At 28.4% G+C, this 15,313-nt stretch carries 16 protein-coding genes; 5 read left to right on the top strand and 11 right to left on the bottom strand.

Features of this window, described 5'->3' with window-relative positions; genetic code table 11:
• Positions 1-210: 210 nt before the first annotated feature.
• The 11 genes from J7G74_RS08670 to rpmH all read right to left on the bottom strand — a co-directional run bounded on the left by J7G74_RS08670 (position 211) and on the right by rpmH (position 9,279).
• Positions 211-1,083 carry a ParB/RepB/Spo0J family partition protein gene (locus J7G74_RS08670; protein ID WP_297134183.1) on the bottom strand — a complete coding sequence of 291 codons (873 nt, stop codon included), beginning with the start codon at positions 1,081-1,083 and terminating at the stop codon, positions 211-213.
• A gap of 1 nt (position 1,084) precedes the next feature.
• A complete protein-coding gene (locus tag J7G74_RS08665; protein WP_297134182.1) occupies positions 1,085-1,858 on the bottom strand; it encodes a ParA family protein in 774 nt (257 codons plus the stop codon).
• Between the two features lie 57 nt (positions 1,859-1,915).
• Positions 1,916-2,701, bottom strand: coding sequence for a nucleoid occlusion protein (gene noc / locus J7G74_RS08660; protein WP_297134179.1), 786 nt, complete (start codon positions 2,699-2,701; stop codon positions 1,916-1,918).
• Positions 2,702-2,852: 151 nt separating this feature from the next.
• Complete coding sequence (gene rsmG, locus J7G74_RS08655; protein WP_297134176.1) at positions 2,853-3,572, bottom strand: 16S rRNA (guanine(527)-N(7))-methyltransferase RsmG; 720 nt, start codon at positions 3,570-3,572, stop codon at positions 2,853-2,855.
• A complete protein-coding gene (mnmG, locus tag J7G74_RS08650; protein ID WP_297134173.1) occupies positions 3,565-5,460 on the bottom strand; it encodes a tRNA uridine-5-carboxymethylaminomethyl(34) synthesis enzyme MnmG in 1,896 nt (631 codons plus the stop codon). Before mnmG ends, rsmG begins: the two co-directional genes overlap by 8 nt.
• Before the next feature lie 93 nt (positions 5,461-5,553).
• Positions 5,554-6,933, bottom strand: coding sequence for a tRNA uridine-5-carboxymethylaminomethyl(34) synthesis GTPase MnmE (mnmE, locus tag J7G74_RS08645; protein ID WP_297134170.1), 1,380 nt, complete (start codon positions 6,931-6,933; stop codon positions 5,554-5,556).
• Between the two features lie 127 nt (positions 6,934-7,060).
• Positions 7,061-7,726 carry an RNA-binding cell elongation regulator Jag/EloR gene (jag, locus tag J7G74_RS08640; RefSeq protein ID WP_297134167.1) on the bottom strand — a complete coding sequence of 222 codons (666 nt, stop codon included), beginning with the start codon at positions 7,724-7,726 and terminating at the stop codon, positions 7,061-7,063.
• Positions 7,662-8,408, bottom strand: coding sequence for a YidC/Oxa1 family membrane protein insertase (locus J7G74_RS08635; RefSeq protein ID WP_297134164.1), 747 nt, complete (start codon positions 8,406-8,408; stop codon positions 7,662-7,664). The genes jag and J7G74_RS08635 overlap by 65 nt, the downstream gene beginning before the upstream one ends.
• Before the next feature lie 22 nt (positions 8,409-8,430).
• Positions 8,431-8,673: a membrane protein insertion efficiency factor YidD gene (gene yidD / locus J7G74_RS08630; protein ID WP_443081650.1), complete on the bottom strand. Its 243-nt coding sequence runs from the start codon at positions 8,671-8,673 to the stop codon at positions 8,431-8,433.
• A gap of 56 nt (positions 8,674-8,729) precedes the next feature.
• The gene (gene rnpA, locus J7G74_RS08625) at positions 8,730-9,071 is read right to left on the bottom strand and encodes a ribonuclease P protein component (RefSeq protein WP_297134162.1); all 342 of its coding nucleotides are present in this window, start codon (positions 9,069-9,071) and stop codon (positions 8,730-8,732) included.
• A gap of 73 nt (positions 9,072-9,144) precedes the next feature.
• Complete coding sequence (gene rpmH, locus J7G74_RS08620; protein WP_039679955.1) at positions 9,145-9,279, bottom strand: 50S ribosomal protein L34; 135 nt, start codon at positions 9,277-9,279, stop codon at positions 9,145-9,147.
• Positions 9,280-9,928: 649 nt separating this feature from the next.
• On the opposite strand from rpmH, the gene dnaA reads away from it, so the two are divergent.
• From dnaA to J7G74_RS08595, 5 genes are all read left to right on the top strand, one after another.
• Positions 9,929-11,251 carry a chromosomal replication initiator protein DnaA gene (gene dnaA, locus J7G74_RS08615; protein WP_297134159.1) on the top strand — a complete coding sequence of 441 codons (1,323 nt, stop codon included), beginning with the start codon at positions 9,929-9,931 and terminating at the stop codon, positions 11,249-11,251.
• A 240-nt stretch (positions 11,252-11,491) separates the two neighbouring features.
• On the top strand, positions 11,492-12,598 hold the full coding sequence (gene dnaN / locus J7G74_RS08610; RefSeq protein ID WP_297134157.1) for a DNA polymerase III subunit beta: 1,107 nt from the start codon (positions 11,492-11,494) through the stop codon (positions 12,596-12,598).
• Between the two features lie 88 nt (positions 12,599-12,686).
• The gene (yaaA, locus tag J7G74_RS08605) at positions 12,687-12,893 is read left to right on the top strand and encodes a S4 domain-containing protein YaaA (RefSeq protein WP_297134154.1); all 207 of its coding nucleotides are present in this window, start codon (positions 12,687-12,689) and stop codon (positions 12,891-12,893) included.
• Positions 12,894-12,908: 15 nt separating this feature from the next.
• Positions 12,909-14,024 (top strand): DNA replication/repair protein RecF, encoded by a 1,116-nt coding sequence (gene recF, locus J7G74_RS08600; protein ID WP_297134153.1) that lies wholly within the window; start codon positions 12,909-12,911, stop codon positions 14,022-14,024.
• On the top strand, positions 14,025-15,313 hold a 1,289-nt coding region (locus J7G74_RS08595), incomplete at its 3' end, for an ATP-binding protein (protein WP_297134151.1). It abuts the gene before it with no gap.

Raw genomic sequence — 15,313 nt, 5'->3', positions numbered from 1 at the left:
ATTGACTAATTTATAATATAATTATAACTTATATTTACATTAAAAACACCATTAAAATATCCCTTTTTTCTAATTATCTTTTTACTTATAAATATAAATTATTATAAAAAATGCCTTAAATTTTGTTTTTAATTATTATAATAATTAAACTAATACTTTTATAAAAATAAAAAAGGAAATATAATCAAACATTATATCTCCTTCAAATTACTAATTTTCTTCCATAATCATAGATATTATATCATTTAACTCATCTTCATTATTATATGTTATTTCAATTTTGCCTTTTTTCTTGTTTCTTGATATATTAACTTTAGTTCCAAATATATTTGATAGTCTTTCTTCTGCATCTAATATGTATATGTCTTTAGTTTTCTTATCAGATTTTTTACTTTCTTTGTTTTCGCTAATTTTCTTAGCTATTTCTTCTACTGCCCTAACAGACAAACCTTCTTGTACTATTCTATTAGCTAATTCTAATTGCTTACTTTCATTTTCTATTCTAAGTAGAGCTTTTCCATGACCTGGTGTTATACCACCACTTTCAATCATATCTATTACCTTTTTTTGTAGATGTAATAATCTGATGGTGTTTGCTATATGAGGCCTACTTTTACCTACCGCTTCAGATATTTCTTCTTGAGTAACCTTATAACTATCTATTAAACTTTTATAAGCCAATGCTTCTTCTATTGCATTTAAATCTTCTCTTTGTAAGTTTTCAATAAGGGCTATCTCCATTATATCTTTAACTGGTATATCTTTTATAATAGCAGGTATTTCTTCTTTTCCTGCAATAAGAGATGCTCTATATCTTCTTTCTCCAGCTATTATCATATAATTATCTTTATTTGTAGGTTTTAAAACTATAGGTTGCAAAACACCAACCCTTCTTATTGATTCAGATAAAGCCTTTAATCCTTCTTCATTAAATTCTTTTCTTGGTTGATTTTTATTTGGACGTATACTACTTAATTTAATTTGTTTTATATCCTTTTTATCTACCTCTTCACTTATCTCTGGAATCAGTGCACTAAGCCCTCTTCCTAACCTCTTACTTCTTTTAGGTATATTATCTTCCATATTAAATAACATCCTCCTCTAATTCAATAAATTCTTCTGCTAACTCTTTATATGCTGATGTCCCTTTACATTTCGTATCATAATAAATCACCGGTTTACCATAACTTGGAGCTTCAGCCAATCTAACATTTCTCGGTATAAGTGTTGTATAAACACTACCTTTAAAATATTTTTTCACTTCTTCTACCACCTGAATAGATAAATTGGCCCTGCCATCAAACATACTAAGTACTACTCCTTGTATTTGTATTTCAGGATTCAATCTTTTCTTAACTAATTGAAACGTAGACATTAGCTGACTTACCCCTTCAAGCGCATAATATTCACACTGTATTGGTATAAGTACACTATCTACAGCAGTCAATGAATTTATTGTAAGCATTCCTAATGATGGAGGACAATCTATAAAAATATAGTCATAATCATCTTTAACTTTTTCAATACTATCTCTTAACTTATATTCTCTATCCTTTTCATTAGCAAGCTCTATTTCTGCTCCTGCCAGCTCACTAGCAGATGAAACAATGTGAATATTATCAAACTCAGTTTTTATTATAGCTTCACTTATATCTACTCCATCTATTATAACTTCATAAATAGTATTTTCTACAGTATTCTTATCAATTCCATATCCACTTGTTGTATTTCCTTGTGGATCCATATCTAGTACTAATACTTTTTTCCCCATTTGACCAATACTAGCACTTAGATTAACATTTGTAGTTGTTTTTCCTACCCCACCTTTTTGATTAAAAATTGCAATAGATTTCCCCATAAGTACTCCCCCTTCTTAAATACTTTTAAAAAAAGATTACTGCTATGCAGTAACCCTTTATTTTTTAGGAATTTTTACAACAACTTCCATGTAATCTCCCTTGTCTATTTCATTATACTTAGCTTCAATTCCTGTATTAAGTATTGCATCATATGCTTGCTTTAATGTATTTAAATATATTTTTATACTCATTGAACATTTTATATTTTGCTTTTTTTCAGGTTCATTTTCAGCTGCTATAGCTTCTAATGTATCATTAATTAGTTTTTCTGTCTTCTTAACTGTAAGTTCTTGTTTTACTACCTTTTTAACAATTTCCATCATTAATTCTTCATTAGGTAATTTAAGTAATGCTCTTGCATGTCTTTCAGTTAAGCCATTCTCAACAAGAAACTCCTTAACAGCATTAGGAAGCTTTAATATCCTAAGTTTATTTGCTATAGTTGATTGATTTTTACCTAACTTTTGTGCTAATTGCTGTTGAGTAAAATCATGTACTTTTATTAGATTCTCATATGCCAGAGATTCTTCTATAAAATTTAAATCCTCTCTTTGTAGATTTTCTAGTAATGCTAAAACTGCAGATGATTCTTCAGACATATTATTTATAATAGCTGGTATAGTTTCTAATTCGGCTAGTTTTACTGCTCTAAATCTTCTTTCACCAGCAACTAACTCATACTTGTCACCTTTTTCTCTAACAGTAATAGGTTGAAGTACTCCATATTCTTTTATTGATTTACTTAATTCCTCAAGCGAATTAACTGAAAATACTTTTCTTGGTTGATATGGATTTGGAATTATCTTATCCACTGGTATCTCTATAACTATTTTTTCTTCCATAACATCCCTCTCTTATTGGATAAATATATTTTTACTACAATTTATGTAAATATAATTTTAGACTATTTCCTCACAAAGGGAATATATTTCCCTTTATGAGTATTTACTTCTTCATTAAATATTATATTCCTTCTATATTTCTCTATATTATTTATTTTATAGGATTTTTAGATGGTTTGCCTGCTTTTCTTGGATATTTTGATGGGGTATTCTTAATTTTTTTAAATACTAATATATTATGATTTAATTCTAAATCTGGTAATTTAATATCTATTTTTTCAACAAATTCTATACCTAAAACTTCCATAGCTGACTTAGATTCTTCTAGTTCTAAATTAGCATTAGGTCCCTTTAGACAAATAAAATATCCCCCAACTTTTACAAAAGGAACACAAAATTCCATTAATACTGGTAATCCAGCAACTGCTCTAGCTGTTGCTACATCAAACATTTCTCTGTATTCTTCATTTTTTCCAAAATCTTCAGCTCTACCATGAATAAATTCCACACCTTCTAAATTTAATTCATTAGCAACCTCTTGTAAAAAGTTTATTCTTTTATTTAAGGAATCTAAAAGTGTTAATCTCATATTTTCTAAACAAATTTTTAGTGGCATTCCTGGAAACCCTGCTCCTGTTCCCACGTCAATTAATGATATATTATCATTTATATAGCCATTAGTAACAGCAGATATAGAGTCTAAGAAGTGCTTTATAAACACTTCTCTCTCTTCCTCTATACCTGTTAAATTCATTACTTTATTCCATTCAACTAATATTTCTCTATATTTTTTTAATTTTTCTAGCTTTTCGTCACTAGCTTCTAAATTAAATCCTTCTATACCTGCTTTTAGAATCTCTAGATTATTCATCTTTTCCTCCTCTAGTTTTTCTCATTTGCTCTAAATAAATAAGTAAAACTGATATGTCAGCAGGTGAAACCCCTGAAATACGAGAAGCTTGTCCTATAGATAATGGTTTAATGTTATCAAGTTTTTGTCTAGCTTCTAATCTTAATCCTTCTATTGAAGAGTAATCTATATTTTCCGGAAGCTTTCTATTCTCTAATTTTTTAAATTGGTCTATTTGTTTTAATTGTTTATCTATATAGCCTTCGTATTTAGACATAATTACACATTGCTCTTTAACTTCATCTGAAACTTCGTCTCCAGCACCTTTGCCTATTTGCTCTAATAAATCATAAGTAACTTCTGGACGTTTTAAAAATTCGTATAAAGATAAACCAACTTTTATTTCAGAACCACCGATTTCAGTTAATAAGTGATTAACCTCTTTAGGCGTAACTCTTTCTTGCTTTAATCTATCTAATTCTTTTTCAACTTGTGATTTTTTATTAAGATATCTTTGATATCTATCTTCTTTTACAAGGCCAATTTCATATCCTTTTTCAGTAAGCCTCATATCTGCATTATCTTGTCTTAAATATAGTCTATACTCTGCTCTTGAAGTCATCATTCTATAAGGCTCATTAGTTCCTTTTGTAGCTAAATCATCTATAAGAACCCCTATATAACCTTCTGATCTATCTAGTACAAAAGGTTCTTTTCCTTCAATTTTTCTAGCAGCATTTATACCTGCTATAAGACCTTGAGCTGCAGCCTCTTCATATCCTGATGTACCATTAAATTGACCTGCACTATATAAATTTTCAGTTACTTTTATTTCTAGAGTAGCTTTTAATTGCGTTGGATCTATACAATCATATTCTATAGCATAAGCTGGCCTCATTATTTGAGCATTTTCAAGACCTTTCATTGATTTATATATTTGCACTTGTACTTCAAAAGGTAAACTTGTTGATATCCCTTGAATGTACATTTCTTTTGTATCTAATCCTTCTGGCTCTATAAATGTTTGATGAGATAATTTATCACTAAATCTCACAACCTTATCTTCTATTGACGGACAATATCTTGCCCCAGTAGCATTAACTTTTCCACTATACATAGCAGATCTTTCTATATTATCTAATATAACTTTATGAGTATCCGTATTAGTTCTTGCTAAATAGCAAGGAACTTGATCTATTTCTAATTTATCACTCATAAATGAGAATGGGGTTATCTTCTTATCACCTTCTTGAATTTCCATTTGTGAGAAGTCTATACTGTCTCTATGAATTCTAGCAGGCGTACCCGTTTTAAACCTTCTCATGTTTAATCCTAGGGATACTAATTTATCAGTAAGCTGTGTTGCATATCCTAAACCATTAGGACCCTCTTTAAATGTAGATTCACCTATATATATTAATGAGTTTAGATAAACACCAGTTGCTAATATAACTGCTTTCGCATTATATACGCATCCTAATTTTGTTACTACTCCCTTTATAACCTTACCTTCGTTAACTAAATCTATTACCTCGTCCATAACAATATCTAGATTTGGTTCATTTTCAAGTGTTTTTTTCATCTCAGTATGATATTTAAATTTATCAGCTTGAGCTCTTAAAGAATGTACTGCTGGGCCTTTAGCAGTATTTAACATTCTACTTTGTATAAATGTCTTGTCTGTATTTACACCCATTTCTCCACCAAGAGCATCTATTTCTTTAACTAATTGACCTTTACCTGTTCCACCTATTGAAGGATTACATGGCATCATACCAATTGAGTCTAATGTTAATGTTATTATTAATGTCTTATGACCCATTCTTGCTGTCGCTAATGCTGCTTCACATCCAGCATGTCCTGCACCAACAACAATTACGTCATAACTTCCTGCATTATATGTTTGCATGATTTCTCCTTTCTTTAAATAATGTTTCACGTTAAACGTTAATAACTTATTATCCGTTTCTTGTATAAAGTAACTTTATTTAAATCCTTTAAATTATTTTCCTATACAGAAGTTAGCAAATATAGTATCTAGTAAATCTTCTTGTACAGTATCTCCATTTATATACCCTAAGTAATCCCATATATTCTTGAAATCTACTTCTATGAAATCATAAGGTAATCTTTGTTCTATTCCTGCTATAGCATCATTAATAGAATTATAGGCTTTTAAAAGTGCATCTTTGTGTCTTGAATTAGTTACAACTACACTTGAGTTACTTTTTATATCACCTTTAAATACCATAGATTCTATTTTATCATGAACTTTTTCTATCCCTTCGTTCTTTAATGCTGATATCTTTATTATACTATCTCTGTCAACATATTTAGATATTTCTTCCTCTGATAATTCTTGTGGAAGATCCGTTTTATTTAATAATACAATAGTTTTCTTATCTACAGCATTCTCAAGTATTTCTCTATCTTCATCTGTTAAACTTTTTGAAGCATCTAAAACAATAATTACTAAATCAGCTGAATTAAATGATTCTCTTGATTTTTCAACACCTATTTTTTCAACTATATCTTCTGTCTCTCTTATACCTGCTGTATCAACAATTTTAAGAGGTATTCCTTTTATATTAACGAACTCTTCTATTACATCTCTAGTTGTTCCTGCTATTTCTGTAACTATAGCTCTATTTTCTCCTAGTATATAGTTTAATAATGATGATTTACCAACATTAGGCTTACCTACTATAACTGTTTTCAGTCCATCCCTAAGAACTTTTCCACTCTCAGCAGAGTCGTATAAAGCTTTTATTTCACTTCTTAAAGCTTGAGCATTTTCTTCAAGCATACTATATGTTATTTCTTCTACATCTTCCTCCGAAAAATCTATTGATACTTCTAGGTGTGCTAATACTTCCGTAACCTTGAATCTTAACTCTTTTATTTTATTAGATAATGCTCCTCTTAAATGAGTCTGAGCTACCTCTTGAGCTTTATCTGTTTTTGCTTTAATTACATCAATTACAGCTTCTGCTTGAGATAAATCTATTCTACCGTTTAAGAATGCTCTTTTTGTAAACTCCCCTTCATCAGCTAATCTTACATCTTTACTTAATATTAATTCTAATATTTTCTTTACAGAAATAAATCCACCGTGGCAATTTATTTCTATTACATCTTCTGCTGTATAAGAATTAGGCCCTTTCATGAATGCTAATAAAACTTCATCAATTCTTTTATCTCCATCTACTATATGACCATATATTAACGTACGAGTATTATAATCTGATATTGCTTTTCCTGATACAGATTCAAATATTTCCTGCGCTACTGGAAGAGCTTTGCTTCCACTAATTCTTATTATGCCTATTCCGCCTTCACCTGGGGCAGTTGCAATTGCTGCTATAGTATCATCTATAAACATAATATCACCTCTAAATTTTAATCTATTTTAAATGCTTAACTAATTATTAAAATTATAACCTTAATTTTATCATTATATAAAATAAATTACAAAAATTAAACCCCCTAAATAATAGGAGGTTTTAGTTTTATCTTTTATGTTCTATCACTAATCTTCTATATGGATCTGTTCCTTCGCTATAAGTAATTACATACTTATCATTTTGAAGAGCTGAGTGAACTATTCTTCTTTCATATGGATTCATATAGTCTAGCTTTTTAGTTCTTCTCGTTTTTGCAACTTCACGAGCAACTTTTCTAGCATATCTAACTAATGATTCTTCTCTTTTATTTCTATAGTTTTCAATATCAACAAGAACTCTCATCTTAGAGTCTTTATTGATTTTATTTAAAGCTAATCCTGTTAAAAATTGTACTGCATCAAGAGTTTCTCCTCTTCTTCCAATTAAGCAAGTAGCTTCTTTTCCTTCTATACTAATTTTTATCAAATTTCCATCTTTCTCTGCATTAACTTTTGCATTTATTTTTGCATTTGAAAGTAGGTCTTCTATAAATTCTTTAGCAATCTCAATTTCTTCTTTTTTTATTACAGTTATTTCATAAACGCCTTCTTTAGTACCTATTAAACCTAGAAATCCCTTAGAAGGATTTTGAACAACCTTTACTTCAATGTCTTTTTCTTCAACGCCTAATTGCAGTAATGCTGTTTGAATTGCTTCTTCTTTAGTCTTACTTTTTATCGTTATTTTTCTTGTTTGACTTTGCATTGCTGTTAGGTTTTCCTGATTTTTCATCTTTAACTACTTCCTCCTTAGAATCAGCCAGTTTAGCTTTTAAAGGACTTGTTATTAATTGATATTGAGCTATTGAGAACAAGTTACTTGTTATCCAATATATCGCAAGACCAGCCTGGAAGCTATATCCCCAGAATAATGACATCGCTGCCATTACATATGTCATACTCTTCATCATATTTTCAGTTTGTTCATCACCTGTAGTCATCATTTTTTGCATGAAGTAAGCACTTATCCCTGAAAGTAAAGCTAAGCTTATGTTATTAGTACTTGAAATACTTTCTATCCATAAGAAGCCAGTATCTGCTGCTATACGAGCAGCTTCATTTGGAAATACTCCATAAAGCACAGGGTCTCTTAATACATTAAATAATCCTATTAAAATAGGCATTTGAATTAATAATGGTAAACAACCTGCCATTGGATTAATTTTGGCATCTTGATATATTTTCATTAATTCTTGTTGCTGTTTTTCTGGCTTATTTTTATATTTTTCTTGAATTTCTTTTATCTTAGGTTGGATGTCTTGCATTGCTTTTTGTGATTTTATTTGTTTTATCATTAAAGGAACTAATAATAATCTTACAAATAGTGTAAATACAATTATAGACCATCCATAATTATTCACAAACTCAAAAATAGTTCTAAGTATATGACCTAATATGTTACTTATAATGCTCAATTGTATACCTCCTAAAGTACGTTTATTTTAGAGGATCATATCCTCCTGGATGAAATGGATGACATTTTAAAACCCTTTTTATAGTTAAATACATACCTTTAAACATTCCGTATTTTCTGAAAGCTTCAATTGAATACTGAGAACATGTAGGATAAAACCTGCATGTAGGTCCTTTTAAAGGAGATATATACTTTTGATAGAATCTTATTAAATAAATACATAACTTCGATAAGAACGTATTTATTTCCTTCAATATATATGTTATTTTATTAAACAATTTCTAACCTCCACAATAACTGGGTGTTTTATGTATGTATTAAATTAGTATAAATTTGATTTTCTTATTAAATGTTTCATTGCTTTTTCAATATCCACATACTCAACATCTTTAATAGCAACTCTTGCTATGAATACGATATCGTATCCTGTCTTAATATTGCCATCTATATTTAATCTATATGATTCTTTTATTCGTCTTCTAGCTTTATTTCGTATGTTAGCCTTCCCAACCTTTTTAGAAACTGAAATACCAACACGATTATTATCTGATTTATTTGGAAGCGTATACATTACTAAAAGTCTATTTGCAATAGATTTACCATGTCTATAAACTTTCCTAAAATCAGCATCTTTTCTTAAGCCTTGTGTTTCTTTAAAGTTCATATTAATATCCTCCGCAAACACAGGTATGTAATAAATTACATAAAAAGGCCACTTAAAGCGGCCTTTTTAATTATTAATGAGTTAATCTATTTCTTCCTTTAGATCTTCTTCTTTTTAAAACATTTCTTCCATTAGAAGTTTTCATTCTTTTTCTGAATCCATGCTCTTTTTTTCTTTGTCTTTTTTTTGGCTGATAAGTTCTTTTCATTATATTACACCGCCTTTCACAATTTTTTTCCGTTTATAAAAATAATAACTTTACTGTCAAAGTAAACATAACACATATTATTATAAATCCTTTTATTTCTATTGTCAACGTGTTTTATAACCATTGATATCTAAATTAATTAAGGTGTTATTTAGGATTCTTATCCACCATAAACTTAATAACCGATCAAATTCAATTTATTATCACCTTATAATTGTAAAAAGTTCTATTTTCATCACCTGTTGATTAAATTATTCACATGACGACATAATTGTGGATAATTTATTTATAACGTATTGAAGTTTAGCATATATTCTGATATTATAAATATACTTGTTGATAATGTTAATAATAAATAGTAACATATTAAACTTATTCACAATCTGTGGATATAATTGTGAATAAGTTTTGTATTGTTAGACAATACTTGAGAAAATAAGAAGTTTTTATTATATGTTTAGCTATTTATAAGTTTATATACACCATGTTTATATCTTTTAAATTATTTTTTAATAATTTTATTTATCAATATATTATCCACATTTTATCCCAAAGTTAATTTTTTTATTTTTAATTTATTCTCTTTTCGTCAATTTTTGTTAATAACTTTGTGGAAAATGTTAATTATTTAGTTCGGAGGTTTACACTTATGGATATAGTATCTTTGTGGGAAAAAACTTTGCAACTAATAAAAGGTGAAGTATCTACTGCAAGCTTTAATGCTTTTTTTAAAGAAATAAAGCCTTTAAAATTAATTTCTAATGAACTTATTTTTTTAGCGCCTAATGAATTTATACAAAATATACTAGAAAATAGATACTTAAACTTAATAGAAAGTTGTGTAAGTCAATTATCCCTAAAAAAATATCAAATTAGATTTATCTTAGACGAAAAAGAAATCCAAGATTCTACAGAAGAAGAAAATAAATCTACTACTATCAAAAAAAATTACCCAAATTTGAATCCTAAATATACTTTTGATACCTTTGTTATAGGTAATAGTAATAGATTTGCCCATGCAGCATGTGTTGCAGTAGCTGAATCTCCAGCTAAAGCATATAATCCTTTATTCTTATATGGAGGAGTTGGTCTTGGAAAAACACATTTAATGCATGCAATTGGACATCATATAATGTGTCAGCAAGAAGATCCTAAAGTGGTTTATGTATCTTCTGAAAAATTTACAAATGAACTTATAAATTCGATTAAAAATGATAAAAATGAAGAATTTAGAAATAAATATAGAAATGTAGATATTTTATTAATAGATGATATTCAGTTTATTGCTGGTAAAGAAGGAACTCAAGAGGAATTTTTCCATACTTTTAATGCATTGCATGAAGCAAATAAACAAATAATCATTTCAAGTGATAGACCACCAAAAGAAATACCTACATTAGAAGATAGATTAAGATCTAGATTCGAAATGGGACTTATAACTGATATTCAACCACCTGATTTCGAAACTAGAATAGCAATACTTAGAAAAAAAGCCCAATTAGAAAATATAAATGTTCCTAACGAAGTCATGACTTACATAGCTAAGTACATTAAATCTAACATAAGAGAATTAGAAGGAGCACTAACTAGGGTTGTTGCATATTCTTCACTTACAAATAAAAATATATCTTTAGAGCTTGCAACAGAAGCTTTAAAAGATATTATATCTAACCCTAAAAGTGAAGAAATTACCGTAAATAGAATAAAAGAAAAAGTTTCAGAAGCTTTTAATATAAAAATGGACGACTTTAATTCTAAAAAAAGAACAAGAACAATAGCTTATCCAAGACAAATAGCTATGTATATATGTCGTGAACTTACAGATTTATCCCTTCCTAAAATAGGTAGTGAATTTGGAGGAAGAGATCATACAACAGTAATACATGCACATGATAAAATTTGTAAGGATATAGAAGAAAATCAACAAATTAAAGATAAAATTGATAAAATAATCTCTGATTTAAAGGGATAATTTACTCACATTTGTCTGTTAATAACTTATATTGTAATGTTAGTAGTTTTTTTGTTAAGATTTTGTTCACAATGTAATTAAGAAGATTTTTATGAGATATTAACATTTGATACACAGGTTAATATCTTTTACTTTATTTGGATTGATCTACTTATTAACAATATCCACAACACCTACTACTACAACTACTATTGTTTTTATCTATATTTTTATAAAAATTCAAAAGGGAGGTTATCCACATTGAAAATAATTTGTAACCAAAAGCTTTTAGCTAATAAAATTGGTATTGTACAAAAAGCTATTAACTCAAAAACAAATTTTGATTTACTAAAAGGAATTTTAATAGTAGCTAAAGAAGATCAAATAGTTTTAACTGGATATGATTTAGAAATAGGTATAGAAACTTATGCTCAAGCAGAAATAGTTGAAGAAGGAAGCATAGTCATAAATGCTAGATTATTTGGAGATATAATTAGAAAATTACCAGATTCATTTGTTGAAATTGAAACTGATATTGATAATAATGTTTATATAAATTGCTTAAACTCAAAATTCAAAATTAAAGGAGATTCTGCTGAGGAATACCCTATATTACCTGAGGTAAGCAAAGAAAATTTATATAGTGTACCACAAGATATCCTGAAAAATATGATAAAACAAACAGTTTTCGCTATATCTCAAGATCAAACTAAACCTGTATTAATGGGTGAATTATTAGAAATAGTTGATGGGGATATTAGCCTAGTGGCTATCGATGGTTATAGATTAGCTGTTAGAAGTTGTTCTGTGGAAAACTTACATGCAAATACAAAAGTTATAATACCTGGAAAAACATTAACTGATGTTAATAGTTTGTTATCCACAGAAGAAGAAGTTCAAATAGGATTTGATGAAAAAAATGCTATATTCATAATAAATGAAACAAGAATAATAACAAGATTATTAGATGGAGAATTTATTGAGTATAAAAAATTACTTCCAAGGGAACATAATACTAGGATTAAATTAAATACTAGAAGCTTACTTGATAGCATAGAAAGAGCATCTTTATTATCACAATCAGAAAGAAATAATCTAATAAAATTATCAATAAGAGATAATACGATGGCAATAACATCTAATACTGAAAAAGGTAATGTTTACGAAGAAGTAGATTTACAATTAGAGGGAGATTATTTAGATATTGCTTTTAACTCAAGATATTTATTAGAAGGATTAAAGAATATAGAAAGTGAAGAAATTTTCATAGAATTCACTACTAACGTTAATCCATGTATAATTAAGCCAGTTGATGGTATTAAATATATATATTTATTACTTCCTGTAAGGATAGCTTCAAATATATAAGAAAAGCAAACCCAACTGCAATAGTTGGGTTTTTATTATTTTTATGTTATAATTAATACTTAACTAATAACAAATAGGAGGAGTCAATATGATAGAAATAGCTATAGATTCAGAATATATAAAATTAGATCAATTCTTAAAACTTGCTGATATTGCTTCAACAGGAGGCCATGCTAAATTCTTAATACAAGAAGGTGTAGTTAAAGTAAATGGTGAAGTTGAAACAAGAAGAGGTAAGAAAATCAGACCAGGAGATCTTGTTGAAGTTGAAGGAAATTCACTAATGGTAGTGTAAAAAGGAGTCCCCTTAATGCAGCTGAATAGCTTAAAATTAATTAATTTTAGAAATTATGACAATCTATATATAGATTTTAATAGAAATGTTAATCTCTTAGTTGGAAAGAATGGACAAGGGAAAACAAATATAGTGGAATCTATTTATATGCTATCTTTTGGCAAATCTTTTAGAACAAATAAAGATAAAGAAATTATTAAATTTGATACGGAAAGTTTGTATGTTGGAGGAAGTTACACTAAGTACGATACTAACAGTTTAATAGAAGTTGCAATTGGAAAGAATAAAAAGGGAATTAAATTAAATAAAGTACACATCCAAAAAATTCAAGAATTACTTGGAAACTTAAATGTAGTGATTTTTTCTCCAGAAGATTTAAGATTAGTCAAAGATGGACCAAGAGAACGCAGATCCTTTATAGATAAAGAAATAAGTCAAATAATGCCCAAATATTATAATTATTTAATAAATTACAATAAAATACTAAGTCAAAAAAATAGAATACTAAAAAATAGAGACATAGATACAAATTTATTAGATGTTTATGATGAAACTTTATCTAAATATGGTGGATATATTTATATAATCAGGAGAGATTTCATTAAAAAAATTTCAGATATAGCAAATGCTATGCATTGTAAATTAACGAATGGAATTGAAGATTTACAGATTACTTATAAAAATCAATTAAATATAAGTGATGAGGATACAGTACTAGATGCTAAAGAAAAACTTTTCAATAAATTAATTGAAAGTAGACAGCACGATATGGAAGTTAGAACAACTAGATACGGTATTCATAAAGATGATTTAAATATATTCATTAACGGATTAGATGTTAGGCTATATGGTTCACAAGGGCAACAAAGAACAGCTTCTATTTCTTTAAAATTATCAGAAATAGAGCTTATAAAAAACGAAGTAGGAGAAAATCCAATACTAATACTAGATGATGTATTTAGTGAATTAGATGAAACAAGGCAAAAATTATTAGTAGATAATTTAGAAGATGTACAAATGTTTATAACTACTGCAGAAGTTGCACATAAGAGTATATTTAATAAAGATAAAACTACTATTTTTAATATAGAAAAAGGTAAAGTAATTAGTATACAGAATGGAGGTAACTAAATGAAACAACAAGAGTATGGCGCAAGTCAGATTCAAGTCCTAGAAGGCTTAGAGGCAGTTAGAAAAAGACCTGGGATGTATATAGGATCTACTGGACCAAGAGGATTACACCATCTAGTTTATGAAATTGTTGATAATAGTATAGATGAAGCATTACAAGGATATTGTGATAGAATTTATGTTAGCTTAAATGAAGATGGAAGTGTAACTGTAAAAGATGATGGTAGGGGTATACCTGTTGAAATTCATCCGAAGACAGGTAAATCTACATTAGAAACAGTTTTAACGGTTTTACATGCAGGTGGTAAATTCGGTGGAGGAGGATATAAGGTATCTGGTGGACTTCACGGTGTTGGTATATCTGTAGTAAATGCCTTATCAAAATGGCTTATTGCAGATGTTTATAGAGATGGAAAAATATATAGACAAACTTATGAAAAAGGTATGGTTACTTCTCAACTTGAAGTGGTGGGTGAATCTAATCATACAGGAACAATAATAACTTTCATGCCTGATGAAACTATATTCGATGAAATAGAATTTAAATATGAAACATTAGAGCATAGACTTAGAGAGCTTGCATTCTTAAATAAAGGTGTAAGAATAGTATTTGAAGATAAAAGAGAAAATAGTGAACGTAAAAAAGAGTTTCATTATGATGGAGGTATAGTTGAATTTGTTAAATACTTAAATAAAACAAAAACAGCTATACATGAAGATATAGTTTATATAGATAAAAAAATAGGTGACTCTATTGTTGAAATAGCAATGCAATACACGGATGGATATACAGAAAACATATATTCATTTGCAAATAACATAGATACACATGAAGGTGGAACTCACTTAGCAGGATTTAAAGCTGCCATAACTAAGACAGTAAATGACTATGCTAAACGTAATAAGTTAATAAAAGAAAATGAAGGAAATCTAACAGGTGAAGATATAAGAGAAGGTCTTACAGCTGTCGTATCTGTTAAGCTACCAGATCCTCAATTTGAAGGTCAAACAAAGACTAAATTAGGTAATACATATATGAGAGGTAATGTAGATAGTGTAACAGTTGAAGAATTAGGAGCTTTCTTAGAAGAAAATCCAACAACAGCTAGAATTATAGTTGATAAAGGATTAAGAGCTCAAAGAGCGAGAGAAGCAGCAAAAAGAGCGAGAGAATTAACTAGAAGAAAAAGTGTTCTTGAAAGTACTTCATTACCTGGGAAATTAGCCGATTGTTCTGAAAAAGATCCTGCAAAAAGTGAAATATTCTTAGTCGAAGGGGATTCTGCCGG

Source organism: Terrisporobacter sp., assembly GCF_017888745.1.
Taxonomy (GTDB): domain Bacteria; phylum Bacillota; class Clostridia; order Peptostreptococcales; family Peptostreptococcaceae; genus Terrisporobacter.
This window is presented reverse-complemented; position numbering and strand designations above follow the sequence as displayed.

Coding starts and splice junctions, on each gene's coding strand:
- dnaA (WP_297134159.1), top strand. CDS start 9,929: ATGGATATAGTATCTTTGTGGGAAAAAACTTTGCAACTAATAAAAGGT.
- J7G74_RS08665 (WP_297134182.1), bottom strand. CDS start 1,858: ATGGGGAAATCTATTGCAATTTTTAATCAAAAAGGTGGGGTAGGAAAA.
- yaaA (WP_297134154.1), top strand. CDS start 12,687: ATGATAGAAATAGCTATAGATTCAGAATATATAAAATTAGATCAATTC.
- J7G74_RS08670 (WP_297134183.1), bottom strand. CDS start 1,083: ATGGAAGATAATATACCTAAAAGAAGTAAGAGGTTAGGAAGAGGGCTT.
- rsmG (WP_297134176.1), bottom strand. CDS start 3,572: ATGAATAATCTAGAGATTCTAAAAGCAGGTATAGAAGGATTTAATTTA.
- mnmE (WP_297134170.1), bottom strand. CDS start 6,933: ATGTTTATAGATGATACTATAGCAGCAATTGCAACTGCCCCAGGTGAA.
- rnpA (WP_297134162.1), bottom strand. CDS start 9,071: ATGAACTTTAAAGAAACACAAGGCTTAAGAAAAGATGCTGATTTTAGG.
- jag (WP_297134167.1), bottom strand. CDS start 7,726: ATGAAAAATCAGGAAAACCTAACAGCAATGCAAAGTCAAACAAGAAAA.
- recF (WP_297134153.1), top strand. CDS start 12,909: ATGCAGCTGAATAGCTTAAAATTAATTAATTTTAGAAATTATGACAAT.
- noc (WP_297134179.1), bottom strand. CDS start 2,701: ATGGAAGAAAAAATAGTTATAGAGATACCAGTGGATAAGATAATTCCA.
- mnmG (WP_297134173.1), bottom strand. CDS start 5,460: ATGCAAACATATAATGCAGGAAGTTATGACGTAATTGTTGTTGGTGCA.
- rpmH (WP_039679955.1), bottom strand. CDS start 9,279: ATGAAAAGAACTTATCAGCCAAAAAAAAGACAAAGAAAAAAAGAGCAT.